At 43.1% G+C, this 22,722-nt stretch carries 25 protein-coding genes and 1 tRNA gene; 10 read left to right on the forward strand and 16 right to left on the reverse strand.

What is annotated here, in order from left to right:
• Nucleotides 1-6: 6 nt before the first annotated feature.
• Together ICN11_RS08340 and ICN11_RS08345 are read right to left on the reverse strand one after the other, a co-directional pair.
• On the reverse strand, nucleotides 7-441 hold the full coding sequence (locus ICN11_RS08340) for a hypothetical protein (protein WP_370623618.1): 435 nt from the start codon (nucleotides 439-441) through the stop codon (nucleotides 7-9).
• Nucleotides 442-512: 71 nt separating this feature from the next.
• The gene (locus tag ICN11_RS08345) at nucleotides 513-2,357 is read right to left on the reverse strand and encodes a potassium transporter Kup (protein WP_255539928.1); all 1,845 of its coding nucleotides are present in this window, start codon (nucleotides 2,355-2,357) and stop codon (nucleotides 513-515) included.
• Nucleotides 2,358-2,609: 252 nt separating this feature from the next.
• Here ICN11_RS08345 and ICN11_RS08350 point away from each other — a divergent pair.
• The 4 genes from ICN11_RS08350 (at nucleotide 2,610) to ICN11_RS08365 (ending at nucleotide 4,203) form a co-directional block, all read left to right on the forward strand.
• Nucleotides 2,610-2,686, forward strand: a tRNA-Met gene (locus ICN11_RS08350).
• Between the two features lie 269 nt (nucleotides 2,687-2,955).
• The gene (locus tag ICN11_RS08355) at nucleotides 2,956-3,372 is read left to right on the forward strand and encodes a hypothetical protein (protein WP_216229980.1); all 417 of its coding nucleotides are present in this window, start codon (nucleotides 2,956-2,958) and stop codon (nucleotides 3,370-3,372) included.
• Nucleotides 3,359-3,769: a helix-turn-helix transcriptional regulator gene (locus tag ICN11_RS08360; protein ID WP_216229981.1), complete on the forward strand. Its 411-nt coding sequence runs from the start codon at nucleotides 3,359-3,361 to the stop codon at nucleotides 3,767-3,769. The genes ICN11_RS08355 and ICN11_RS08360 overlap by 14 nt, the downstream gene beginning before the upstream one ends.
• Nucleotides 3,770-3,771: 2 nt before the next feature.
• Nucleotides 3,772-4,203 carry a hypothetical protein gene (locus ICN11_RS08365; protein ID WP_216229982.1) on the forward strand — a complete coding sequence of 144 codons (432 nt, stop codon included), beginning with the start codon at nucleotides 3,772-3,774 and terminating at the stop codon, nucleotides 4,201-4,203.
• Between the two features lie 361 nt (nucleotides 4,204-4,564).
• Here the strand turns inward: ICN11_RS08365 and ICN11_RS08370 are convergent, their stop codons facing one another.
• Both ICN11_RS08370 and ICN11_RS08375 read right to left on the reverse strand, forming a co-directional pair.
• Complete coding sequence (locus ICN11_RS08370; protein WP_216229983.1) at nucleotides 4,565-7,270, reverse strand: DEAD/DEAH box helicase family protein; 2,706 nt, start codon at nucleotides 7,268-7,270, stop codon at nucleotides 4,565-4,567.
• A gap of 11 nt (nucleotides 7,271-7,281) precedes the next feature.
• The gene (locus ICN11_RS08375) at nucleotides 7,282-9,243 is read right to left on the reverse strand and encodes a site-specific DNA-methyltransferase (RefSeq protein WP_216229984.1); all 1,962 of its coding nucleotides are present in this window, start codon (nucleotides 9,241-9,243) and stop codon (nucleotides 7,282-7,284) included.
• Between the two features lie 139 nt (nucleotides 9,244-9,382).
• Here ICN11_RS08375 and ICN11_RS08380 point away from each other — a divergent pair, with 139 nt between their 5' ends.
• The 5 genes from ICN11_RS08380 to ICN11_RS08400 all read left to right on the forward strand — a co-directional run bounded on the left by ICN11_RS08380 (nucleotide 9,383) and on the right by ICN11_RS08400 (nucleotide 13,695).
• The gene (locus tag ICN11_RS08380; protein ID WP_216229985.1) at nucleotides 9,383-9,628 is read left to right on the forward strand and encodes a helix-turn-helix domain-containing protein; all 246 of its coding nucleotides are present in this window, start codon (nucleotides 9,383-9,385) and stop codon (nucleotides 9,626-9,628) included.
• A 121-nt stretch (nucleotides 9,629-9,749) separates the two neighbouring features.
• Nucleotides 9,750-10,157: a helix-turn-helix domain-containing protein gene (locus ICN11_RS08385; RefSeq protein ID WP_216229986.1), complete on the forward strand. Its 408-nt coding sequence runs from the start codon at nucleotides 9,750-9,752 to the stop codon at nucleotides 10,155-10,157.
• Nucleotides 10,157-12,475, forward strand: coding sequence for a VIT and VWA domain-containing protein (locus ICN11_RS08390; protein ID WP_216229987.1), 2,319 nt, complete (start codon nucleotides 10,157-10,159; stop codon nucleotides 12,473-12,475). Before ICN11_RS08385 ends, ICN11_RS08390 begins: the two co-directional genes overlap by 1 nt.
• 23 nt (nucleotides 12,476-12,498) lie before the next feature.
• On the forward strand, nucleotides 12,499-13,140 hold the full coding sequence (locus ICN11_RS08395) for a hypothetical protein (RefSeq protein WP_216229988.1): 642 nt from the start codon (nucleotides 12,499-12,501) through the stop codon (nucleotides 13,138-13,140).
• 12 nt (nucleotides 13,141-13,152) lie between these two features.
• The gene (locus tag ICN11_RS08400; RefSeq protein ID WP_216229989.1) at nucleotides 13,153-13,695 is read left to right on the forward strand and encodes a hypothetical protein; all 543 of its coding nucleotides are present in this window, start codon (nucleotides 13,153-13,155) and stop codon (nucleotides 13,693-13,695) included.
• A gap of 174 nt (nucleotides 13,696-13,869) precedes the next feature.
• Here ICN11_RS08400 and ICN11_RS08405 read toward each other — a convergent pair whose 3' ends face one another.
• The 12 genes from ICN11_RS08405 to ICN11_RS08460 all read right to left on the reverse strand — a co-directional run bounded on the left by ICN11_RS08405 (nucleotide 13,870) and on the right by ICN11_RS08460 (nucleotide 21,345).
• Nucleotides 13,870-14,742: a hypothetical protein gene (locus ICN11_RS08405; protein WP_216229990.1), complete on the reverse strand. Its 873-nt coding sequence runs from the start codon at nucleotides 14,740-14,742 to the stop codon at nucleotides 13,870-13,872.
• A 244-nt stretch (nucleotides 14,743-14,986) separates the two neighbouring features.
• Nucleotides 14,987-15,907: a restriction endonuclease gene (locus tag ICN11_RS08410; RefSeq protein ID WP_216229991.1), complete on the reverse strand. Its 921-nt coding sequence runs from the start codon at nucleotides 15,905-15,907 to the stop codon at nucleotides 14,987-14,989.
• 172 nt (nucleotides 15,908-16,079) lie between these two features.
• On the reverse strand, nucleotides 16,080-16,577 hold the full coding sequence (locus ICN11_RS08415) for a hypothetical protein (RefSeq protein WP_216229992.1): 498 nt from the start codon (nucleotides 16,575-16,577) through the stop codon (nucleotides 16,080-16,082).
• Nucleotides 16,574-16,921 carry a hypothetical protein gene (locus ICN11_RS08420; protein ID WP_216229993.1) on the reverse strand — a complete coding sequence of 116 codons (348 nt, stop codon included), beginning with the start codon at nucleotides 16,919-16,921 and terminating at the stop codon, nucleotides 16,574-16,576. Before ICN11_RS08420 ends, ICN11_RS08415 begins: the two co-directional genes overlap by 4 nt.
• Nucleotides 16,918-17,343: a hypothetical protein gene (locus ICN11_RS08425; RefSeq protein WP_216229994.1), complete on the reverse strand. Its 426-nt coding sequence runs from the start codon at nucleotides 17,341-17,343 to the stop codon at nucleotides 16,918-16,920. The genes ICN11_RS08420 and ICN11_RS08425 overlap by 4 nt, the downstream gene beginning before the upstream one ends.
• Entirely contained in the window at nucleotides 17,340-18,059 is a 720-nt protein-coding gene (locus ICN11_RS08430; RefSeq protein ID WP_216229995.1) for a hypothetical protein, read from the reverse strand. Before ICN11_RS08430 ends, ICN11_RS08425 begins: the two co-directional genes overlap by 4 nt.
• The gene (locus tag ICN11_RS08435; protein ID WP_216229996.1) at nucleotides 18,052-18,315 is read right to left on the reverse strand and encodes a hypothetical protein; all 264 of its coding nucleotides are present in this window, start codon (nucleotides 18,313-18,315) and stop codon (nucleotides 18,052-18,054) included. Before ICN11_RS08435 ends, ICN11_RS08430 begins: the two co-directional genes overlap by 8 nt.
• A 111-nt stretch (nucleotides 18,316-18,426) precedes the next feature.
• Nucleotides 18,427-18,918, reverse strand: coding sequence for a hypothetical protein (locus ICN11_RS08440; protein ID WP_216229997.1), 492 nt, complete (start codon nucleotides 18,916-18,918; stop codon nucleotides 18,427-18,429).
• A gap of 172 nt (nucleotides 18,919-19,090) precedes the next feature.
• Complete coding sequence (locus tag ICN11_RS08445; protein WP_255539924.1) at nucleotides 19,091-19,351, reverse strand: DNA-binding protein; 261 nt, start codon at nucleotides 19,349-19,351, stop codon at nucleotides 19,091-19,093.
• Nucleotides 19,352-19,353: 2 nt separating this feature from the next.
• On the reverse strand, nucleotides 19,354-19,647 hold the full coding sequence (locus tag ICN11_RS08450) for a HigA family addiction module antitoxin (protein WP_216229998.1): 294 nt from the start codon (nucleotides 19,645-19,647) through the stop codon (nucleotides 19,354-19,356).
• An 11-nt stretch (nucleotides 19,648-19,658) separates the two neighbouring features.
• On the reverse strand, nucleotides 19,659-19,937 hold the full coding sequence (locus ICN11_RS08455) for a type II toxin-antitoxin system RelE/ParE family toxin (RefSeq protein ID WP_216229999.1): 279 nt from the start codon (nucleotides 19,935-19,937) through the stop codon (nucleotides 19,659-19,661).
• Nucleotides 19,938-19,989: 52 nt separating this feature from the next.
• Nucleotides 19,990-21,345 carry an integrase family protein gene (locus ICN11_RS08460; RefSeq protein ID WP_216230000.1) on the reverse strand — a complete coding sequence of 452 codons (1,356 nt, stop codon included), beginning with the start codon at nucleotides 21,343-21,345 and terminating at the stop codon, nucleotides 19,990-19,992.
• A gap of 406 nt (nucleotides 21,346-21,751) precedes the next feature.
• Here ICN11_RS08460 and ICN11_RS08465 point away from each other — a divergent pair, with 406 nt between their 5' ends.
• On the forward strand, nucleotides 21,752-22,720 hold the full coding sequence (locus ICN11_RS08465; RefSeq protein ID WP_216230001.1) for a tripartite tricarboxylate transporter substrate binding protein BugE: 969 nt from the start codon (nucleotides 21,752-21,754) through the stop codon (nucleotides 22,718-22,720).
• Nucleotides 22,721-22,722 lie beyond the last annotated feature (2 nt).

Consider the following 22,722-nt stretch of genomic DNA (forward strand, 5'->3'; position numbering starts at 1 on the left):
AAAAAGTTAATCGAGCTGTGTGCCCGCTTTGTTCTCTTGAGCGCGTTTAGGCGCATCTTTGCGGCGTTGCTCAACATCTGCTGCACGCGCAGCTGCTGCCTTTTGTTTCTCTTCGAATTCTTTTTGATTGGCTGAGCGCTCAGCTGCTTTTTCAGCAGAGGCACGTTCGGCGATCTTAGCGGCATCACGTTGATCTTTAATGCTAGCGCGCAACTTACGCTGCACTTCATGCAACTCCACTTCCTGCACGCGAATTGGATCTATCTCTTTTCGGTACTCAGCACGAGAGTCTTTGAGGCAGCTGTTGACCCAATACTTTTGATAGCACTCAGAGTTGGTTTTTTCCCAGCGGTATTTAGCCCAATCACGTTGCAACTCTAACTCACGCTCAATCTTGTCGAGTTGCTCTAACTGAGCCTCTTCGGCAGGCGTAGCTAGCACTAGACTGCTGAAGGAGCAAACCAGTAGGAATGCCCCCAATGAAAGCAGTGAGCGAAAGGTTATCGGCCTTCTCAAATCTCTACCTTTGCGCCGAGCTCAACCAAACGATTAGCTGGAATCTTAAAGAAGTCAGATTGGCGACCTGCGTTCTGATACATCCAACAGAACAGGCGTTCACGCCAAATAGCCATGCCCGGTATTGCAGAGGGCACGATGGTATCGCGCGATAAGAAAAATGAGGTATTCATCAAATCAAACTTCATGCCAAAGGTCTTCTCAATCAAGTCAATGATGGAGCCCATATCTGGAGTTTCTTTAAAGCCATACACCGCGCGAACTACATGGATATTTCCGCCCAAATCTTTCATGGTGATGCGCTCAGAATCATTTACATAGGGCACGTCCCAGATACTCACCTTCAGGAAAAATACCCTCTCATGAAGTACATGATTGTGTTTGAGGTTATGCAAGAAAGAAACTGGCAAGTAATCGACATGAGCAGTTAAGAAAACTGCAGTGCCCTCAACGCGATGCGGTGGATGCTTCAAAAGAGAATCAATAAAACTACTCAGTTGAATACCCTCCTCCATCGCACGTTGACGCAAAATTTGACGGCCACGAAACCAAGTAATCAAACAAGTAAAGCAGAGTAATCCAAGAGCCAATGGATACCAGCCACCGTCTTTGATCTTAATTAAATTGGCAGTCCAAAAAGCGAAGTCAATAAACAAGAATGAAAGAGTAATGAAAGCGACTAGTAACACATTCATTTTCCATTCACGCATCATCACTACAGCCAATAAAATAGTAGTGATCAGCATAGTGGATGTCACCGATATTCCATATGCAGCAGCTAAGTTCATTGAACCCTTGAATGCCACCACAGTCGCGACCACCATAAATAGGAGCGCCCAGTTCACAAGTGGGATATAAATTTGCCCCTGCTCAGAATCTGAGGTGTGGAGAATATTCATGCGCGGCATAAAACCGAGCAAAATTGCTTGGCTAACCAAAGAATATGCACCAGAGATTACCGCTTGAGAGGCAATCACCGTTGCGGCCGTGGCCAGACCTACTATTGGCCATAGCGCCCAATCTGGCACCATCAAATAAAAGGGGTTCTTGATAGCCTCTGGGTTTGAAAGTAGTAAAGCGCCCTGACCCAAATAATTAATCAGCAAACTTGGAAGCACAATAAAAAGCCATGCATAGCGAATGGGTGACTTACCAAAGTGCCCCATATCTAAGTAGAGAGCCTCCACACCGGTAACTACCAAGACCACAGCGCCCATCACAATGTAAGCCGTTGTTGGATGCGCAACAATAAAGTTCACCGCATACATCGGATTAAACGCGGCAATAATTTGCGGGGCATCACCAATATTGATAGCGCCAAGGACGGCAAGCGTTAAAAACCATACCAGCGTAATTGGGCCAAATAACTTACCAACCGTAGCTGTGCCGTATTTTTGAATTAGAAATAAGGCAACCAGAATAATTAGTGAAATTGGAATAATGAATTTATGTAGAGCGGGGGCAGCAATTTCGATGCCTTCAACTGCTGACAATACTGAAATGGCAGGCGTAATCACGGACTCGCCCAACAGCATGCAAGCGCCCAACATGCCGATGATCATAAAAAAGAAATAACTCTTAGATTTATTGTCGAATGAGCGAAGGGCTAAGGCCATTAATGAAAGAACGCCACCCTCGCCCTTATTGTCTGCGCGCATCACAAATAGGACGTATTTAACCGTCACCACCAAAATTAACGCCCAGATCATCATAGAGATCACACCAAAGAGCGCCTCTGGAGAGTAGGGAATGCCATGCTCAAAATCAAAGCACTCCTTCAGGGCATACAAAGGACTTGTTCCAATGTCGCCAAAGACCACCCCAATTGCCGCAAGCATCATTACGCCGAGGCTTTTTTTATGCTCGCCCTCAGGCCCATGAACCTCTACGGGATTTAAAAGCGTGGAACTTGAAAATTCTGGATTGCTAATCGACATCTCAAAACCTTAAGGTGATGTTGCACGGCAATATGTTACTCCTTATGCAGGCTGACTCAGGAGTGATATTTACCCCTCAAAACCGCTTATTTCAACTCCATTTGAAGGTATACCTCGACAGAGACCCCTAAAAAATGGTAGAATTTCAGCTTCAGACGCGGGGTGGAGCAGTCTGGCAGCTCGTCGGGCTCATAACCCGAAGGTCGTAGGTTCAAATCCTGCCCCCGCAACCAGTATTCATAAGGCTTCTAGGTCAATCGGCTTAGAAGCCTTTTTTGATTTTTTGCATCATGTAACCGCCATGTAAGCAAATAATGGGCCACGTTAATCAAAGACCACAACTAATGAAGATTTATGGGGTTGCAAAAACCAGTCTTTTCCCTCAAAGTAGTTGGGATTCTTGCAAATAAGGCACTTCAGTGGCAACACAAAAATCACATGGCTACGCAGCGGAAATTTTTAATAAATTCCCATTGACAAAGTTAACTCATAGGTTAACAATTTGAGACTGAAGGCTTTATTTACCGAGAGATACAGTGTTGTTGCCGTACTAGATGGTGACATCTGTCCCGCCGAGGACTTTCTTACCAGCGGAGAAGAAGCAACACGAGCATCACGAGAGGGCTTTCTGATGTTCCTGCAATTTATAGCTGAGAATGGTTTTGATAAAGCGCCTGTGAGCTGGTCCCATGAAGCCAATAAAAAAAATGGGATTTATGAGTTTAGAAAAGGAAAATTACGATTATTTTTCTTTAAAGGTTTAAATGGTCAAATTGCCGTTTGCACAACCGGTGTTAGAAAAACAACAGCGAAAGCTGATAAATCAGCGGTCAAATTAGCAATTGAGTATAAAAACAATTACTTTGTAGCTGCAAAAAAAGAGGAATTAGTCCTAATACAAGAAGATGAAAACAAGTAAAAAAATCCAATCATTCCTAGATGACTCGAACAAACGCGAATCATATTGGGCTGAAAATGCAAAGATTGAATTTGCAGTTGCGCTAGAAAAGCAGCGCAAGGATGCAGATATGGCCTATGTAGATATTGCGAATAAGATTGGCAAAAGTCCGGCCTATGTGTCCAAAGTATTTCGCGGGGATAGCAATCTAACAATTGAATCCATGGTTATGCTTGCTAGGGCTGTCAAAGGCCATCTCAACATTGAAATTTCTGATGGCGCAACAAATGCATTTTTGTGGGCTGAATTTATGCAACTTAAATCCGCACCTCAACCATCAAATAATTCTCAATTTGCTACCGAGTGGACCATGGAGGCATCAATTACCAATCTAGAAAATTATTCAGAGGCGGCTTAGCAATGATTGCTCACCACCCCATCTCTCTTGAGCACACCTACTTTACAAAAGTCTTTGTTGAGGCAATCCCCACATTCCAACAGGCAGCTGAAGGTGCACCAGCCTCTCACATTCCTGAAAATAATTTAGAAATAAGGGTATTAACAGAGTCGCCAAAAAGATTTATGGCAATCATGACCACTAAATTTAATCTAAATAAGGAGTCGACCTCTCCTTATTCCATAGAAATGCAATGCGTAGGTGTTTTTTCCGCGGACGACACAATTGAAATGCCTGAAGCTATGCGAGGGGTTAACATAACAGCTCATTCGGTTCTATATGGGGCAATAAGAGAATGTATTTCTTGGATTACGGGACGACAACCACATGGCCACCTACAAATTGGGCTATCAATCTTGCAGGCCAAACCTAAACCCAAAGAGCCAAAGGAATAAAATTGCCTTACCAGCCCGCTTCAGCGGGTCTTTTATTGCCTATACAGCAATCTTCCAATATCTAGCTTTACGAAATTCACACCTAAAGCACTCCAATTCTTTATCACCGTCTTTTGCCCGATAGTCTTCGAACACTCCGGCAGTCTTAATCCCACCTTTACCAGTTATTGCACCCATAAAAAATTGTGGGCAAGAAATGGGGGGCTCTTTAATTTTTGAATTAAAGGATGGAAGTAGATCATTCCCGCCCCTGTTGCAATAGGACTTGGAATGCTTGATTGCCTTTAAAAGTAATTTTTCCAAGCTATTTCATACTGAAGGCCAGTACATTAAAGGGCTGGAACTTCGCATGCTGAAAAGTTCAAGTCGACCTTATTAAATCATTTGCCCTAACTGCTAATTTATAACCAATATCCGTTTGTAAAGCACTAAAAAATTGGCTCCCCATCCGAATCTTGAATCTCTCTTCATCACGCAACTTCCCGGGATCTAAGGTGCCCTTAGTTTCAGAAACAAAGTAGAGTTTACTGTCATGCTCCAAGACTACAGCCCAGTCCGGCGTGTAGTTTCCTATTGGGGTGGGGATCTTAAAGCCCTTAGGAATTTTAAAAAAGAATTTAACTGCCTCGTTAACCTCGCAATCGCGAGCAAAATTATCCTCAATAGCGCTATCTGTTCGATAGTAATTAAATGCCGTCTTATCCGCAAAATCTGGCCTGACTTCCAATACCTGATCTTGAAGTACCTCGCCTAATTCATCGGTGAAGAGCTTTTGGGTATAGCTAGCGTCCCATGCAGGACCTTTTTCGTATTTAACACCGCCCTCATACAAGATTTCATTTTTAGCGCGCTCAAAAACCGCAACAACATACTCCAAAAAACGTTGTGGATTAATCATGAGTTCATCAATACGCCCACACTCTTTAAACAACCCCGCTATTGAAGAGCGAGAGAGCTTAATGCGACTTTGAATAAAACCAAAAACATCAGGAATTGCATTTGCCCTACCTTGAGTTTCTCTTAGGGCATTACTAGTGCTCTGGGCCAATAAACCCTCACCGCTCATCTGGATTTTGGCAGTATTCGATTGCAGCGTTAAGCGAGTAACGGTCGGGTAATGATTCTTGTCTTTAAGGAATTGAATGGCTTTATTAACCAAGGTCGCCTCCTCATACGAAACTGCATAACGAGTATGAAAGCTAACCCTATCCCACAAGTCAAATAACAAGGGATAGTTTTCTCGAGTCAACGCGGCCTTTGTATACCGCACCTGAACCTTTGCTCGATTAGCGTCAGCAATCTTCCCGGTGAACGGGATGCCCGTATCTTCCTCTATCTCCGTTTGAAGGGCACGAGTAAAGGCTTCATAACTCTCATTTGCAATTACGGTTAATAAATTGATGTCCTTATCGACAATCCTCTGCCCGTCACTATTGACCGGCAGACGCAGACCGCGACCTACTTCTTGGCGCTTTTTAACTTCACTAACGCTCTCGTTAAGAGTGCAAATTTGAAACACATTAGGATTATCCCAGCCCTCGCGCAGCGCGCTATGAGAGAAGATAAATTGGACCGGGTTTTCCAGGTTGAGCAACTCTTCTTTGTTTTTCATAATGAGGCTATAGGTATCCTCATCATCCTTGGTCACTCCCTTGGTATCCTTTAAGACTCCTTTTTTATCTTGCGAAAAATATCCACGGTGAACCTCATCAGCGCGATATGGAATTAGTCCCTTATATTCAGATTTTTTACTGTACTTGGTAAATGCCCCTTCAAAGTACTCTTCAAACTTAGCCTTGCCTTCAGGGCTACGATAGTTGGCAACTTTATCAATAAAAAAGAGTGAGAGAACTTTGATGCCCAAGGGATGCAATTTTTTGGCGCGCTCGAAATGCCAGCGTACGGTGCGCTCGATCTGGAATTGCTGCAATTCGTCTGTAAATCCACCCTGAGAATCACCCACCCGAAGGATGAGGCCGCCTGAAAATTCAATCAGCCCCTTGTCAGCCTCAATACTTTCCAAGATAAAGCCATCTCGATAAATCTCACGGCGATTAGATTTAACAAATAAATCATCCCCCAAACTCAAAGCTACATCCTTTTGATTGACGCTACCAGCCTCGCCATTTACGAAAATAGTAACTTTTGCCTTGAGACTCGCTTTACCACGCTGTATTTCTTTGAGCGCAACAAAAGCAGCATTGTAGTTTTGCTCTGCCGTAATACCATCAACCTGAATCTGCTTTACCAAACCTGCGTTGTAGGCATCAACCGGGGTTAATCTCGAAATGAGGTTATAAGGATTCTTGTGGGTAGCGCTATACCTAAGGGTGCAGAGAGGATTAAGGTTATCAATCGCCCTCCTACGAATTGGCGTCTCCATGTTTTGTGGTTCATCAACTATCACAATAGGATTGGTGGCTTGCAAAAACTCGATTGGCTTAACGCCTTGCTCTGTAACGGTATTGATAATGTTGCTATCGCTAGCGAAACTATCAATATTGATAATTAAGATTTGAAGTGAATTAGACGCAGAAAAATTACGCAATGCATTACGATTTGCGCTATCCCAAACGGTGTAGTTTGCAGGAACGCCATATAAGGCTCTCATCTCCTTGGCGGTAATTTCTAAATTCTTTAAAGTACCCTCACGAATGGCCACCGAAGGAACAACAATGACGAATTTACAAAAACCATAGGTTTTATAAAGCTCGTAAATGGTTCTTATATAGCTATACGTTTTCCCAGTACCCGTCTCCATCTCAACCGAAATATTTAAATCAACTCCCTTGGCACTGAGCTCCTCGCTTATATCAACCCTGGGGACTAAATTAACTGATTCGGCCAGTCCATTGGATTTCTGAATTTCGGAAATATTTTTTAATAGGGCTTCTGGGCTTAGTACCAAGCGATTTCCAATACCTCGCTCACCAAACTCTACAGAGCCAATATCAGATTGCGAGTTATCAAAAAACCCGCCAGCATTAGGCTGCCCCTTAAACACATCAGTGACAGCACGAATAGCGCTTAATTGATGGGGGGCAAAGTGGTCAAATATGAATTCCATTTATTGATCGTCTATAAAATTTCAAGAGCTATGTTGGCACTTTGCATTTGAAAATCAAAATTAGTAAGGGCCTGACTATCTGCAAATGATTTACTGAGACAGATGACCTTAGCGGGAGCCTCCCTTAGGATATATTCGGTAATTTCTTCGGAAATATAATCAAAAAATATTGCAATTGACTTTGCATTTTCAGGTGTAGCTAGGTAAATATGATTAGACGTGGCGCCACTCTTGATTTCATAGCATCTGACGGGTGTGGTAATTGGGAGTGCCATTTTTAACAACAATTCATAAACCATACATTTCACCTCGCTATCAGGCTTAGTGCTGTCAATATGATATTCAAGCTGAGCAAGCAAGTCTTCCTCGCTATTTATATCTGTGCGCCACTCCTTAAAATTAGATGGCGTAAGCTTGAGAGCATTAAAACCTAGAGCCTGTTTAGGCCTATCTTCAGCACCCGGCAGGCTTGCCTGCCTAGAATCCGCTAAACGTTTCCCTTCAATTTTCTCAATTACCTTTTTAATGCGAGTGCGGCCAATGTCAGCGATAGTTCTAAAGCCAGCCTTATAAGCCTCGCTATTTTCCTCCAATAATTCAGGCATTTGGACACAAATAAATTGACGATTATTACCATCTTCCTCATTTAGATCCAGAACTGCTTGAGCTGTTGTGCCGCTGCCAGAAAAAAAATCAAGAATGAGTCCATCTGCCTTAACCGTCTGTCTTATAAACTCTCTTACAAGTGAAAGTGGCTTTGAGTACTCAAAGTAATTAGCGCCAAATATATCTTGAATAGTCTTTGTGGCCTCTGTGTTCAGGCCAACTTTATCTATTAGCAACGTCGACAAGGGATTTACATCAGATTTAAGCTCACTCCTAAACCTTTTCATCATCGGACGAGCTGATGGGTCTTGAGGAAAGATAATTTTTCCAGCTTCAATTAACTTATTCATCGACTCGGGAATGTATGCCCAAACTCTATTTGGGTTGAAGGGGTAAACTTTATTTGTCTTGGGATCTACCAAGTCATAAGCTTGGTTAGGCCGTGCCCCAGCACCCATACCAACAGTTAAATCACCCAAAACCCAGTCACCCCTTGGATCATTATCGGGATTTTTATACCCCTTAAAATCTTTTGCAATTCCAGCAAAAGTATCTAAAAGTCCCCTCTGATAACAAATCACGTACTCATGATCGCTAGAAATATTATTGTCGGCCATTGCGGAACTTGCTCTACGACGCCAAATGAACTGGCCAACAAAGTTTTCCTCGCCAAAAATTTCATCCATCAATAACTTCAAATTTGCGGCTTCATTGTCATCAATACTGACAAAAATAACACCATCTTCACTTAATAAATTTCGAGAAAGAAATAGTCGCGGGTACATCATTGAAAGCCAAACACTATGAAACTGCCCGCTTTCCTTTGAATTTTTTTTCCAAAGATTTTGTTTATTTAAAAATCCAGATTCATCAGTCTCACCCGTACGAGCTTGATACTCTTTCAGGGTTTCACTGTAATCATCCGGGTAGACAAAGCTATCATTTCCAGTGTTGTAAGGGGGATCTATATAGATCATCTTCACTTTGCCAAAGTAAGCCTTTTGCAATATGCGAAGCACTTCCAGATTCTCGCCTTCGATATAGAGATTTTGCGTGGCGTCCCAATTGACACTATTTGCGGTATCAGGTCGCAATGTAGCCGTTGTTCTTTTTTGAACCTCTCTTCGCGCATCACCCTTTCCAGCCCAAGATAACTCATAACACTCATTAGTGCGGGCCATCCCATCTCCAAGCGCGGCCTTTAATCGTTCAAAATTGACTTTCCCGTCACTAAAGACATCGGGAAATATCGCTTTCAATTGATTGGTGCGCTCTTGCACTACATCCAGGCTTTCTGCAACGTCAGCCTCGTTTTCCCCGAGTCCGTCTTTATCGACTAACTGCTTTAATTGACTAGATAGACCCATTGAGCTTCCTTTTTTGATGATTGCAGGGGCATCGCCGCGCTATATGCGTTAGATTTATTAACCCTCTAGTTCCTACAAAAACACAAAATATATGAATTAGTGTTTATGTGAATTAGAGTATATCCGTGAATATTTGGGCATGACCCAAGCGCTTGTTCACCACCTAGGAAGTACTATTCGCGATTTGCGAAAAGAGGCTGGCATGAGTCAAATTGTGTTTGGTGAAAAATGTGGGTTTTATCAAACCTACTTAAGCCGCATAGAAAATGGAAGCGCCAATCCAACCATCAACGCCATAGAAGTGATAGCCAAGGGGCTCGGCTTATCCTTCTTTGAGCTACTGGATCTCGTCAAACTTAGAATTGAGCAAGCATCTCTGCGTTGATGTTTTCATGGGCTCTTAGCGAAAATCTGGTTTAGAACCCATCAATTGGGCTTTTGATGCCCTAGGAGCCCATTCTATATATTTACAGTTATATTTACATTATTAGTGTTAATATAACTGTATGGAAACCCAAAAACTCACCTTTGATGAACTTTGCGCCTTATCGGGCTTAAGTTCGCGCACTCTGCGCTACTACACCCAGATCGACTTAATTGATAAGCCTATAGGGCAAACAAGGGCAGCCCACTACACCAGCCTTCACCTTGAAAAAGCCCTGCGCATCAAGCAATTATCTGATTCAGGTATATCGCTAGAGCGGATACGTGAGGTTTTATCTGGCGAAGCTTTACCTCTACCCGTTCGCATCAAAAAACCGGGGCATATTGAAGTAAAAACCCATCTTTGGATTGCGGATGGTGTTGAGCTCCAGATCTCCCCAGAATCGGCAAATTTAAGCCCCGAGCAATTGCGTGAATTTTTACAAAATGTGATGCAGGCCTACGAAAAGATAGCAAAGGATAGCAAGTGATGACCTTTCAAAATACAACCTCACTGCTTTTTGAGCGCAATCAATTAATGGCGCTGCAATCAGTTAAAGCCACAGGAATAGTCCAAGGTCTCATGCTGGAGATGACTATTCGCCAGGAGTATCAGAATTGCACGCAAGATAACCTTGAGGCCTCCTATACCTTTCCAATGGGCTGGGGCGCTAGTTTTATGGATCTCCATGTAGAAATTGCAGGCAAGAGACTTCGCGGCTTAGTCATCGAAAAACAGGTGGCAATTACGGGCTATGAAAAAGCGATTGCTGATGGTGACACCCCCATCATGCTCGAGAAAAACTCCGAAGGCATCTATACCGCCAGTCTGGGTAATCTAAAACCCGGTGAAGTGGCAACTATTGAGTATCGCTATGCGCAATTACTGCAAGTTGAAGAAGGGTGTGCCAGAATTTGCCTACCCACTACCATTGCGCCACGGTACGGAAAAGAGCACTTTGGCGGGATTCAAGAGTATCAAAGCACCCAAGCTGATATGTTGGTGCAATACCCCCTTACTCTTTCATTGCTGCTTAGTGGCGGTACAGAAAAATGCACGATTGAGTCGCCCAGCCATCACATTGACGTAACGCAAAACACCTCCGGAACAATTGTAGAGCTTACTCGTGATGGATTTTTAGATCGCGACTTTATTCTGAATTTGAGCGGACTCAAAAACCAATCTTTTTACATGGTTGCACCCGATAAACATATGGGCTCGGAAGCTTGCACTGTATTAACTAGCTTTAATCCCAATATCGATAACGATAAGTTTGCACAACCAGTTGCCCTCAAGATATTGGTCGATTGCTCAGGGTCGATGAATGGCGATAGCATTGAATCAGCCAAGGAAGCATTGCATCAGGTTTTAATAAGCCTTAATCCCGATGACCAGCTTAGCTACTCCAAGTTTGGGGATATGGTAGAGCATGCCTTTGAGGGACTTCAACCAGCCACCCCATTTAATGTTGCCGCAGCATCAATTTTTGTTAGTAATACGCAGACTAATATGGGCGGCACACAGATTGAACATGCCCTGCTTTCCACCTTTAGACTCAAAGAGAACGATGCTCAGGCAGATGTTCTTCTTATTACCGACGGTGAAGTTTGGGATACCGCCAACATCATTAAAGCTGCTAAGCAATCTGGGCAACGTATCTTCGCCATTGGCGTTGGCAATGCCCCTGCCGAAACACTCCTGCAAGAACTAGCTGAAGCTACTGGAGGCGCTTGTGAACTAGTACCGCCAAATGGTGATATTCAAATGGCAATTACCCGCATGTTTCATCGATTGCGTCAACCCAGAGCGCGTGATATTCAAATCGATTGGGGTCATGAAGAAAAGCCTGAGTGGGTCAGCGGCATCAGTACCGCTATTTTTAATCTCAACACTAGTCATATATTTGCAGGTTTTAAAACTCCACCCCAGCACCCCGCTACCCTATCCTTTCAGCTTGGAAGTAATCCTAAAAGATATTCGGTGCAGGCAAGCACTCTAATCCAGTCAGACTCAAACATCATTTCACGATTAGGGGCAGCGCAAAGGCTCAGAAACATGTCCGAAGAGAATCAAACAGCCTTAGCCCTCAGTTACCAACTCGTCACCCGAAATACAAATTACCTGCTTACGCACATTCGCCCAGAAGATGAAAAAGTAAGCGAATTACCAGAACTACAAAGAGTCACTCAGATGCTAGCTGCAGGCTGGGGTGGCACTGGAGCTAGCAAGGGAATTGATAGACCTGCAGTGTTATTTTCTAGAAGTAGGCAATCAACAACCAATGCATTACAGAGTTCACCCAGAGTCTTCAGAAGCGTAACTAGCTCAAAGATTAGTCTCAAAGATGCTGGAGAGGCATGCGACCTATTGAATGACTTTGCGCCGCCAATAAAAGTGGGCCATCAAAAGACTCAAAGAACACTCACGCTTGATGAAATCATCAGCATTGCTAATAAGTGGATTCAAAATCCCGCGGATATTGAGAAATTCATAAGGTTAATCGATACGCAATTGATAGACGCAAATCTAACATCCTTATTAAATCAACTTTCACCACTGTTATCTGATAAAGATGCTTGGACCGTCATTCTGTCTTGGCTGCTGATTGACTCGCGCACCAAAGGAAAATGGAAGCCAAAAACGAGGCTGACAATTGAAGCCATGGCAAATGAATTACCTATGGGCCAGCTTAAGACTTCACTCACTATTGTTAATCTTTGCCTAGGCACTTTATTTGAGACTACTTTACCGATAAAAGCTAAAAGTGCATGGAGCCCCATCAACTGGTTACGCAAATTGGCAGAATAAGGAACCATCATGAAATTCAATGAATGGCTATTTTTCCTGATATTGGGACTTATCTCGACTCCAGCTTTTTATCAGTTATCAGAAATCCAAAGGGTTCAACAATGAAAATAATCATAAGCATTGTTTTAGCATTTACAGCACTCTTATCTATGCCAGTTATTGCTCAAAACAATCAGGCTGCATTTTTTAAAGAAGTTGAAATAATTGCAGACAAAGTAGAGGCAGGGGAAAAGAGTCAATCTGAGGGTGCGAAGGAAATTTTTTCTTTGTCAAAATCATACTTTCCAAACGATAAGCTAATCCAATCGTTTTACCAGTCGTTATTACTCCACAGTGAACGGTTAGAGAAAAAACTCATCACACAAAAAGAATTTGATTCTCTTGGTCAAGCTAGCCTTGCCGATTACAAATCCGCCATATCTGCCAGAACAATTGAGTCCGCGAAAGCGCAGTTTCAGGCGGCGCTAGAGAATGACCGCCCACAAAGAGGTCAATACACTGGCGAAATGCTTATGCAGCAGGAATACACTAATCCAGCAAATACTGCCGCCATAGCGACCATGCTCAATGGTATTGGTAGGGCTTTTACTAACTCATTTGGCCAATCGATCACCCCACCACCCCGCATCTGCAATTACTACGGTGGCACGAGTTATTGCTTTTAGAAGATTACTACTGTGAATCCAGAAACAAAAAACTCAGTATGGCTTTCCTTTTGGAGAAGCCTTAAAGGAGGAGTTTGCACCTCTTACCGATCTGACGCCGCCATCATTGATGATGAACCCTGGCCTGAAATCACAAGCGCACTCTCAATTGAGGGGCTACTGTTCAAGCCTACAGTGCGCGACCAGTATCTACTTAGGCGTCGACCCATCATCAATGAATTATTTGCAAACCATATCACCAATCTTCGTATTTATGGATCATCAAATCCGATACTTGAATTAGAGGATGAAGACTCTAAAATATTTCGCTTTGATCATGCCGGGAAGCAATTTGAAACCGGAATTATTTGGTCAATAGATGACCCATTGACCCTAAGCAGGATTCTGAACGACGTTCGTAGTGCAAACTTCGTCACCGCCTCTATTGAGCTTCTATGCAGTGATAGTTTCTTTGATTTATCTGATCCAAAGTTTGCAGAGACGGATGAATATGAGGAACTGGAGGTTCATCAACATGAAATTAATATCAAGCGGATTGATTTGGTTTTTAAATAACCACTAGATACCTGTAACGCCTACTTTTGGACGGCTGGGCTTATGCAGAACTTAAAATAATAAATAAATCACTCCCTGCAACCAAATAAATAAAAGGCCTCTAGGTCACAAATTTGAAAATCTTTTTACTTAGAAAAAATCAAAAATCGCAACTATGTCGTAATTCGGAGGGGATTAGGGTGGGTTTAACCGCAAATCAGGGTCGGACTTTATGACCGAACTCACCGTTGATAGAGTAACTACTGTGTTTGCCCGGTTAAATTGATCGGCAAGCTTAATTTGCTCCTTAATCGCTTTGACTCTCTCTATATTTTGAGTATCTGCCGAGTGACCGGCAATCATTAACCCAAACTCCTCTATTAGATTTGTCTCAAGGTTAGATAGAATATCCAGCCAGCCCAAACCAAACTCTGGCAATGCATCTATTTCTACCGACCTATCTGGCAATGCCAACTTTGACAACTCCTTGATGCGACTGTAGACCAAATCATTTTCTTTAACCCCCAGAGAGATGATCTTTAATTTAAGGTAGGAATAAGTCACAATATTTCTATATGCCTGATAATATTGCCATGAAATGATGCTTACAAAAGGGCGGGCAGTCCACGCTGGATCTTCCTTTACGTAGCTATCCTCAATGCCAGCCAAAAGTGATTTAGACAAAACTTGAATTTTTTCATCGCCAGCTCTTTTAGACATTTCGGGCATATTAAGCGTCGATGTAGTCTGAACCAAAGATTGCATTTTGTACGCTTTATAAAAAGCCTCGGTTAACTGATCAATCGCCTCTAATTGGCGTTTGTGGTTTATGGCATTGCGTTGTGGAATTCCAGACAAGGAAACATCAAGTAAAGTTTTAGTTTCATTAGATTTTTCTTGGAGTTGCGACTTCATTGCCTCTAACTTTGCATCATATTCATGCTTTATGGATGCATTAAGCTTGTTAAATACCCATGTACGAAAATATGCCAATAAAATAAGCGGCAAATTTGATAAGAAAATTATGAAAATAATTTCCCAATTACCCATTAAGTCTTTAGCACTCATCAAGTTTTCTCTTTTTATTTTTTTGAATCAAACTCAGCAGCTCGCGCAAACTCGGCTAGGCAATAATTTATCATCTAGATACTTATCTCTTAGCGCATTAAAAACATTAGTTTCCAACATACAAGAGGTGTGGCTCATTTAACTATTAATCTAGCAGGTTTACAGGTAAGAAATTTCAGAGTGCCAGATACTTAAAATTGGTTTTGTCTTTGGCTTCTTTGGCTCAGACACCAACTCTAAGAATCTAATTAATCGGCTCGTAAAAATATATGGGCTTTAAGCGTAATCTATTCTTATCTTCATCCTCAAGCTTCGAGTAGAACTCCTGCCACAGCTCAATCAATCTATCTAAGTCAATGAGCTCCACGTGAATGTGCGAAGCTCTAGCGGTCATTTTCGTGTCATAAGTAAATCCACCCGAAGATACGAAGATCCCAACATCACCATCTCTTTGCAATAAGCCCATCAACTGGCGCACCTCATCAACGCTAGCAGAGGATTCTCTATGCTTAATTTGAACCTTGATCCTTGGAGCTACTACACCCAAAGGATCCTGGTAGGCGATGATGTCTACCCCACCATCCTTGCCTTTAGGCGCAATAAATGGGGTGTGATAACCCATAGCTCGTAAGAGCGCGCCAACGAGATCTTGGAACTCGTAAGGGTTAAGGCTATTAATTTGATTTCTTAAACCTTCATTAGCAAGCTCTTCCATTTCTTGGAGGGTTGCTTCTTGAGCTTGTTCTGTGACACTCTTTCTATCAGAGTCCTCATCAATCACATCGGACTTGATGTCTTCTTTTTCTTTTTTAGGATTTGCCTCTCTCCAACTTCTATATGCCTGACTAGCAGTAGCGAGTAACTCAACCTCACCTAGTGCAAGTGCAGCATCACCCTCAGGAGTCAAATACCAAACTCCTTTTTTCTTAACCAAAAAACCGGCTTTAATTAAATCAATACTATAAAAGTGAAGAATTGATTCCCACCGAATCTTTCCAGTTTTTTCATAAGTTGACTTAGCCCAATCATCGAGCTCAACAGTTTTACCAACCTCATCAACAACATCTTTCCCGGGGGCCTCACCACCCTTTGCCTTAAGTATTTTTAAAGCCGCATATGAGACTTTGGCTGCTAGCTGCTTTGAGGGTGCTAATGGTTTTGACATATGCAATTCACTGTAATTAATAGAATTAATTACAGTTTAACCACATATCGTTGCAACTCTTTCTACATATGTCTGTGTCGGCATAATCCCTCCCCGGGGGAGGATTATTGCTTTCCATGACAGATCCAGTCTATTGCCATCGCGTTAAGTGGTCACATACTGCTTTGCATCCTCACTCTATTGAAAGCAATGTCTCTAGCGCTTTAATTACAGCAGCCTTATGCTCCAGATCAACGCCCATGGTGATGTCAATATCGGCAGTAATATGATTTCTCTTCAATATTGTCTTATAGTCAATTCCATGCGCCTGGCATACTTCCTTTAGCGCCTCAAGATGGGCGGTAATCAACTGCTTTCCGCGCGCCAATGCCTCTAAATGCTGATTTGGATTAATCATCTCATCCTTGATATGGGCGTACGCCATCTTCAAAATAGCAGCTGCATAAAAGGATTCAAGTCGCCAATAGTCAACAGCCCAGGCATAGATTGCGTAATGGATACGCTCTAATTTTTCTACAAACTGGGTATCTAACATGGTGTAGGTTTTGCGGGGAACCACGGATTGGATTCGAAGCGACTCTAGCTCATCGCCAAGATGGGCATACGCTGCAGCAGCCAGCTGATGGTTAGTCATGTGCTCATAAGCAGCACTTAATGGTTTTTGGTTCATTTTGTGTGTTTCCTGATTTTGTTTGCCTGATCAATAATTTCTACCCGACGCTGTAACTCACAAGTCTCATGGGCTTTGCGCACCATGTCTAAGACATAGGCCAAACGCGTGCCATCTTGCGTATCAATGCGCCCCATCCTCATATCCCTGTATAGCCTTGCCATCTCCATCCGGATCGTTTCGGCATCATTGAGCCTGATCTTGTGCATGCTATTTAAGGGGGTAGGGTTCAGAACTTCGCCTTGATCGTGCTGGGTTTGAGAGCCATCTTCTGACCCAGCTCCTACACTAGGGTGAGGCTCCATATTGCCAGCCCCCAAAGGTGTTAACTCGTCTTGTCTCATGACTGGGTTGCAGGCAATGTAAGTTGGCTGCCTGAAGCATCTAACGCATCGCCCTCTTCTCCCAGGCTCGAGTCATCATCACATCCAGCAATGGAGCAAACCGTTTGCGCCTTTTCATAGAGTGTCTTGGCACTGGTTAAATGACATACGTCCACATGCTTATCATTAGAAAGATCTCCCCAATGCTCACTTATGGCATCCAAAAGTTCATCTAATTTGGTACGCACCACTAGACGGATCTGGGCTGTGTAGTTAACTTCAATGAGCTTCATTTGCTCTGCCAATAACTTGACATGAAGTTTGTTGAGTTTGATTGTCTGTGCTTGCTCACTAACGCCACATGATTGCTCAAGATGCACCTCATTTAGGCCTCGTTCAATACAGTAGGCTAAGTCATAAATCTTCGTTAATTGTTGAGTCATTTTTTATCCTGGTTAAATTTATTTGGAGCAAAAGTTCCATAAGTTACTAAGAACGATTTTTCCAATTCCTTTTGGTCATAAAGTTTTATGTTTAATAACTTAGGTTGCACAATCTTCATTGGCTTTCCTTGCTGTATATATGGCATATCTAAGTAGCTCCCAATATTTGGGAACGAGAGGATCATTGTTTCTGCGTTAACTAGACCCCCACTCGTTCCCATAGGTTTCTTAAACTTAAGCTTTTTCGGCCTGCATTCCCAATTCTTGGGATGCCCCCTCCCAATTTTTGACCCCTCATTTTTTTCCACAGAAGACTTCCAGTTCTGATAGGCATAGCTCACAAACTGATTTAAAAATTGCCCCTCCGCCTTATTGATACGCTTCCAGGTGATGGCGTATAAGTTACATACCCCACTCAGATTTCCTCCGCGACGAGTTTGATAAATCATCCCATGCGCGATGAGCTCCTTGACCGCTCTGGTCATGGTGTTTTTTGAGAAGCCTCTTTTAGCAACCGTTTCGGATGAGATCCATATTGAGCCGTTATTGTTGCCCCTATAAAAATGAAGGATTTCAATAAGTGCAGCTCTAGCTGCATAGCTCAAGTCTATGTACGCCGAACTATTGAGGACCTCTGAGGGTATTTGTATGAATGGTTCAACCTGCTTCTTGGGTGCTGATTGAATTGCACCTCTACGCAATCTATCCTCAGCCATGGGATACCTCCATATACCGACTGGCTTGATATTCCGAAACCTCTTCACTAATGTAGTTGCGTGATTCCACCCCCAAGGATTCGCCATTCAAAAGTTTGACAATCTCGGAGATCGGCCACAACAGGCGCCCACCTACTTTTACAGGTTTGATGCCATAGCAATGCCCGGTTAGGCAGTAATTTTTTCTAATGGTTTTTGTTGAGCATTTAGCCGACTGCGCAAATGCTTCAGTTGTAGTCAACTCAGGTAATTGCATGATTATTGATTCCTATGTATCCCGATAAATTTCGGTACATAGTTAATTTATGCAATACGAGGCATTACGAATAGATGGTCTCTGCAGAGACGCTGTGATTTTAAAACAACATTATTTAGCTGTTTTTCTCTCCGGCCTACCTTCTGGGTAAAGAAGCCATCCGTAAATGGTCTCTTCAATATTGTCGCCTTTAAATTCGAATCTAATATCTTCCCTGCTTGCAAAATCTATCAATGCCCCTTTTAAAGCGTACTTGGCTTTGTTTTTGCTCTTAAAAATAGTGGGGTCGTACAGCCTATTGGCTTCGTTACGCATTTTTCTTGTCGGATCCTGGCGCACTTCTCTTGCATGTCTCAAATTTGCATCCATTGCCTCTGCAAAATCCTCCTGAAGATGCTTATCAAAAATGCAGTAACTAGCCACACCAAGCAATCGAAATGAGTCAAGCAGATGGGATATATCAACCTGATTCATATCGCCATCCAGAATCTTAGCTTTCTCGACCCTACAATGCAGAGAATGCAGAGCCTCTCGCGCAGATACATAAGCCCCAAGTAACTGTCGTTTTTCAGGAGATTCGTAGGCTTTTTTCAAAGCAGCCAAATTATCTGAATCTCTTAGGCTTGACTTGCAGCCCTCTACATCAATGCTTACTCCAAGCCTTTCAGCAGAACTTTCATATAGCTTTATTGCCTCAGTCAGCGCGTCATCTAGCTTGCCCCGAATCAGTGATGCGTTTAATGCAACACTATTTTTATTGCTAGGCTGAGATGGCTTACGCATGAAGCTCAGTCACACTCAACCTTAACCCAACAGAATGCAAGATTCTATTCATGGTATCTAGCGTTGGATTACTACTCTCATCCAGAGAATCAATTTCTATAATCCCGTTTGCCTGGGCTACATGGCGCAACGAAACCAATAGAACCTCTTTATCATTCAACTCCATGACAGCATCCAAATAGGCCGCCGCCTCTGTTGGATTAGCCAATGAAGAAAGGAAAGAATATCCATGGCTTTTATCGCGCCCACCCATGGCTAAGCCTCTTTGCCGTTCACGACTAAACGCTTAATCTTGGGTATGCGGGCTTTCTTGGCTTGCCATAAGTCCCATTGCAACTGCATACCAAGCCACAAGTCTGGCGAAGTACCAAGCCATGCAGATAGCCTTAGCGCCATGTCCGCAGAGATTCCCGCTTTTCCATTCAATATTTTGGAAAATGTAGGGCGCGAGACTTTCAATTGCTCGGCGGCATCCGTAACCGTTAAATTTTCGGGCATCCATTCCCGTAACACTTCGCTAGGATGCGCCGGATTGTGCATATCCCCCATATTCATTCCTCTTAGTGGTAATCCTGATAATTGACCAAAACGGCATCATCGCCCTCAAATCTGAATGTCATTCGCCAATTGCCATTCACTGATACCGACCAATGCTTATCCAAGTTACCGGATAGTAGATGAAGATTCCAAGCAGGAGTCCTCATATCGTTTTCATCCTTAGCATTGTTTAAAGCCGTTAACAGTATTTGCAACTTCTTTGCATGGTGGGCTTGAATCCCTTCCTTACTTCCCGTGAGAAAGAAGATTTCTAAGCCCTTGTGCTTGAATGATTTAATCATTGGTTATAGTGTAGCGTGTAAGTTAACAGTTAACAAGTAATTTATCGAATATTTATGCCTGGGCAGAAGTACCGCCAACCACTTTAAGCAATTGCGCGCCATCCTGAGGCTTAAATTCAATACCTGCCTGCTCCAAAATCCAAGCCTCATATTTGGTATGCCAAATAGCCAACAATTCAATAGGGCGCGATATATAGTGCTTTTCAGCCGTTGCGCTTGGCTTATGCCCCTTAATTTCAGCAACAATCCCCACGGGCATTTCCACCCATTCAGCCAATGAAGCAAAAGTTCGGCGCAATCCATGAATGGTTACGGGCGGCAACTGAGCAAGGTCTAAAGCGCGATGATGAGAAACGCTTGGGTCGGTATATCTTCCATCCTTAGATAAGGGACTACTAAACACCCATTCATTGCGCCTTGGTAAATTCTCAATCAAGCCTTTTAAATAAGGGGTGAGCGGTATTTTCCTGCCCTGCTCTTCCACCTTGTCTTTGAGCCACACGGCATTCCATTGAAAATCAACATCAACCCATTTCAGATTTGCCATTTCTTCCCTCCGCGCGCCCGTTAGGATTACCGCTTGTAGGTAGACTTTAGCAACTTTGCTATTTAGGGAATTAACCGCCTTAAACCACGGCTTTAGCTGAGCGCGTTGCAATACATCAAAACGCTTACTCTTACGACTGGGCACTTCATCGCGCAATTCCTTGCTCTCTACTGCGTTCACATCAATAATTTTTAAATACTCAGGCCTGATTGAGCACCAACGCCAAAACGCTCTAAACATTTCAAACCCTTGACGGGCATTATTGGCTCTTGTTGAAGCTTCGACCTTTTGCCAGTCGGCCAATACATCGGCTGAAATGTCGACCATCCGCATAGACATGAGAGGATATAAAACACCCGCCTTGGTTTTCTCTTTACTGCGTTTTCTTTCCTCGCCGCCTGCCTGAGATAAGTTCTCATGGTCTTTTAAGTGCCTCGCGCCCCATTTCTTGCCTCTCTCAATATGAGGTCTAGTCATTTTGTCTTTTTGGTAATCAAGATACTCATTCCACACTTGACCCACCAAAAGCTCTTTGCTTTTTTCATCGGCGGCTTTAGCGTCGGTTTCTTCTTTTTGGGCTTTAGCCAACTCTCTAGGGTCAATACCTTGGTCGGTTAATGCTTTAAGTCGGTTTGCTTCTGCTTGGGCCTTGCTAATGGTGTAGGTGCGAACATCACCAATAGTGAGTCTAAGGGTCTTGCTATGTAGCTTAGTTTGGAAAATATAGGACTTAGCGCCTGCGGCAGTAGCCCTTAGACCCAATCCGGCAGACTTGCCATCCCAAAGGATGGATTGCTCTTTTCCAGCTTCGCACTTGTAAGCCTCAACCCTGCCAGCAGTAAAGTTTTGGTTCTTTGCCATCCCGTTTATACCCCGAAAAAGGTTCATGTAACCGCTATGTAACCCAATAATAGCAATATAAGGGAATATTTGGCAATACTTAGAGTATTGCTAAAGTCGTTAAAAACTATATATATTAAGATGTTAAGCCATTTTGGTAATACTTAGGAATACTCAGAAATACCAATATATACGGGCTCATAACCCGAAGGTCGTAGGTTCAAATCCTGCCCCCGCAACCAAATAAGTAGAAGGCTTCTAGGTCAATTGACTCAGAAGCCTTTTTGCTTTTCTGCAGCCTTGAAGCATAAAAGCCCTGCCCCAAATGAGGGAAAAGAGCACTCTTCACATCCTCAGTCGTCTACTATTCTTAATACAGGGCATAAATTAACAATTCCCATGAATTGCCTTTTTTGGAGATTAAGTAATGACATTAGTAAGCAAATTGATTGCGATAGCCTGCGGCTCATTGATTAGCTTTGGCGCAATAGCCCAAAACTATCCCAGCAAACCCATCAAGATCATTGTTCCGTTTGCCCCTGGCGGTAGCACTGACATCATTGCACGCAGCATGGCCGACCCTTTAAGCAAACAACTAGGTCAATCTGTCATCGTAGAAAACAAAGCAGGTGGTGGTGGCTCTGTTGGCGCCCTAGAAGTGGTGCGTGCCCCAAAGGATGGCTACACACTAGGAATTGCAACAATCTCGACTACAGCATCTAATCCAGCGATTAATGGCAAGATTGGATATGACCCACTGAAGGATTTCACGGCAATTACGAATATTGCTGCGACACCAAATGTCATCGTGGTGAACCCATCATTCCCAGCACGAGATTACAAAACGTTTATTGAAGTTATCAAAAAGAATCCCGGTAAATATTCTTATGCAAGTTCAGGTACCGGCGGTATCGGTCACATGCAAACAGAATTGTTTAAGAGTTTGACTGGAACATTTATCGTTCACATCCCTTACCGTGGCGCAGGCCCTGGCCTTATCGATGTGGTAGCCGGTCAAGTACCCATCATGTTCGACAACTTACCTTCTGCCCTCCCCTTCATCAAAGATGGCAGGCTAATTCCAATTGTGATTGCCGCACCAAAACGTCTAGCGATCCTGCCGAACGTTCCAACATTTGCTGAAGTAGGTTTAGCACCAGCAAACAGAATGGCCTACTACGGCCTATTGGGTCCAGCAGGTCTACCTAAGGATGTTGTAGATAAGATTTATGCAGCCGCTCAAAAGGCTGTACAAGATCCCGCAGTTAAAAAGCGCATTGAAGACACTGGATCCATCATTAACGTTAATGGTCCAGAGGCATTCTCCAAAGAAATAGCTGCTGAATATGCAACATATAAAGATGTGGTTACCAAGCAGAAATTAGAGTTAGAGTAATT

It is taken from the genome of Polynucleobacter sp. 78F-HAINBA (genome assembly GCF_018882325.1).
GTDB lineage: Bacteria > Pseudomonadota > Gammaproteobacteria > Burkholderiales > Burkholderiaceae > Polynucleobacter.

Excerpts from the sequence above, each read along its gene's own strand:
- ICN11_RS08460 (WP_216230000.1), bottom strand. The coding sequence starts at position 21,345 with ATGGCAAAGAACCAAAACTTTACTGCTGGCAGGGTTGAGGCTTACAAG.
- ICN11_RS08430 (WP_216229995.1), bottom strand. The coding sequence starts at position 18,059 with ATGGCTGAGGATAGATTGCGTAGAGGTGCAATTCAATCAGCACCCAAG.
- ICN11_RS08360 (WP_216229981.1), top strand. The coding sequence starts at position 3,359 with ATGAAAACAAGTAAAAAAATCCAATCATTCCTAGATGACTCGAACAAA.
- ICN11_RS08390 (WP_216229987.1), top strand. The coding sequence starts at position 10,157 with ATGACCTTTCAAAATACAACCTCACTGCTTTTTGAGCGCAATCAATTA.
- ICN11_RS08445 (WP_255539924.1), bottom strand. The coding sequence starts at position 19,351 with ATGGGTGGGCGCGATAAAAGCCATGGATATTCTTTCCTTTCTTCATTG.
- ICN11_RS08345 (WP_255539928.1), bottom strand. The coding sequence starts at position 2,357 with ATGATGCTTGCGGCAATTGGGGTGGTCTTTGGCGACATTGGAACAAGT.
- ICN11_RS08395 (WP_216229988.1), top strand. The coding sequence starts at position 12,499 with ATGGCTATTTTTCCTGATATTGGGACTTATCTCGACTCCAGCTTTTTA.
- ICN11_RS08450 (WP_216229998.1), bottom strand. The coding sequence starts at position 19,647 with ATGGGGGATATGCACAATCCGGCGCATCCTAGCGAAGTGTTACGGGAA.
- ICN11_RS08435 (WP_216229996.1), bottom strand. The coding sequence starts at position 18,315 with ATGCAATTACCTGAGTTGACTACAACTGAAGCATTTGCGCAGTCGGCT.
- ICN11_RS08385 (WP_216229986.1), top strand. The coding sequence starts at position 9,750 with ATGGAAACCCAAAAACTCACCTTTGATGAACTTTGCGCCTTATCGGGC.
- ICN11_RS08405 (WP_216229990.1), bottom strand. The coding sequence starts at position 14,742 with ATGAGTGCTAAAGACTTAATGGGTAATTGGGAAATTATTTTCATAATT.
- ICN11_RS08380 (WP_216229985.1), top strand. The coding sequence starts at position 9,383 with ATGACCCAAGCGCTTGTTCACCACCTAGGAAGTACTATTCGCGATTTG.
- ICN11_RS08425 (WP_216229994.1), bottom strand. The coding sequence starts at position 17,343 with ATGACTCAACAATTAACGAAGATTTATGACTTAGCCTACTGTATTGAA.
- ICN11_RS08420 (WP_216229993.1), bottom strand. The coding sequence starts at position 16,921 with ATGAGACAAGACGAGTTAACACCTTTGGGGGCTGGCAATATGGAGCCT.
- ICN11_RS08415 (WP_216229992.1), bottom strand. The coding sequence starts at position 16,577 with ATGAACCAAAAACCATTAAGTGCTGCTTATGAGCACATGACTAACCAT.
- ICN11_RS08375 (WP_216229984.1), bottom strand. The coding sequence starts at position 9,243 with ATGGGTCTATCTAGTCAATTAAAGCAGTTAGTCGATAAAGACGGACTC.
- ICN11_RS08410 (WP_216229991.1), bottom strand. The coding sequence starts at position 15,907 with ATGTCAAAACCATTAGCACCCTCAAAGCAGCTAGCAGCCAAAGTCTCA.
- ICN11_RS08370 (WP_216229983.1), bottom strand. The coding sequence starts at position 7,270 with ATGGAATTCATATTTGACCACTTTGCCCCCCATCAATTAAGCGCTATT.
- ICN11_RS08465 (WP_216230001.1), top strand. The coding sequence starts at position 21,752 with ATGACATTAGTAAGCAAATTGATTGCGATAGCCTGCGGCTCATTGATT.
- ICN11_RS08365 (WP_216229982.1), top strand. The coding sequence starts at position 3,772 with ATGATTGCTCACCACCCCATCTCTCTTGAGCACACCTACTTTACAAAA.
- ICN11_RS08455 (WP_216229999.1), bottom strand. The coding sequence starts at position 19,937 with ATGATTAAATCATTCAAGCACAAGGGCTTAGAAATCTTCTTTCTCACG.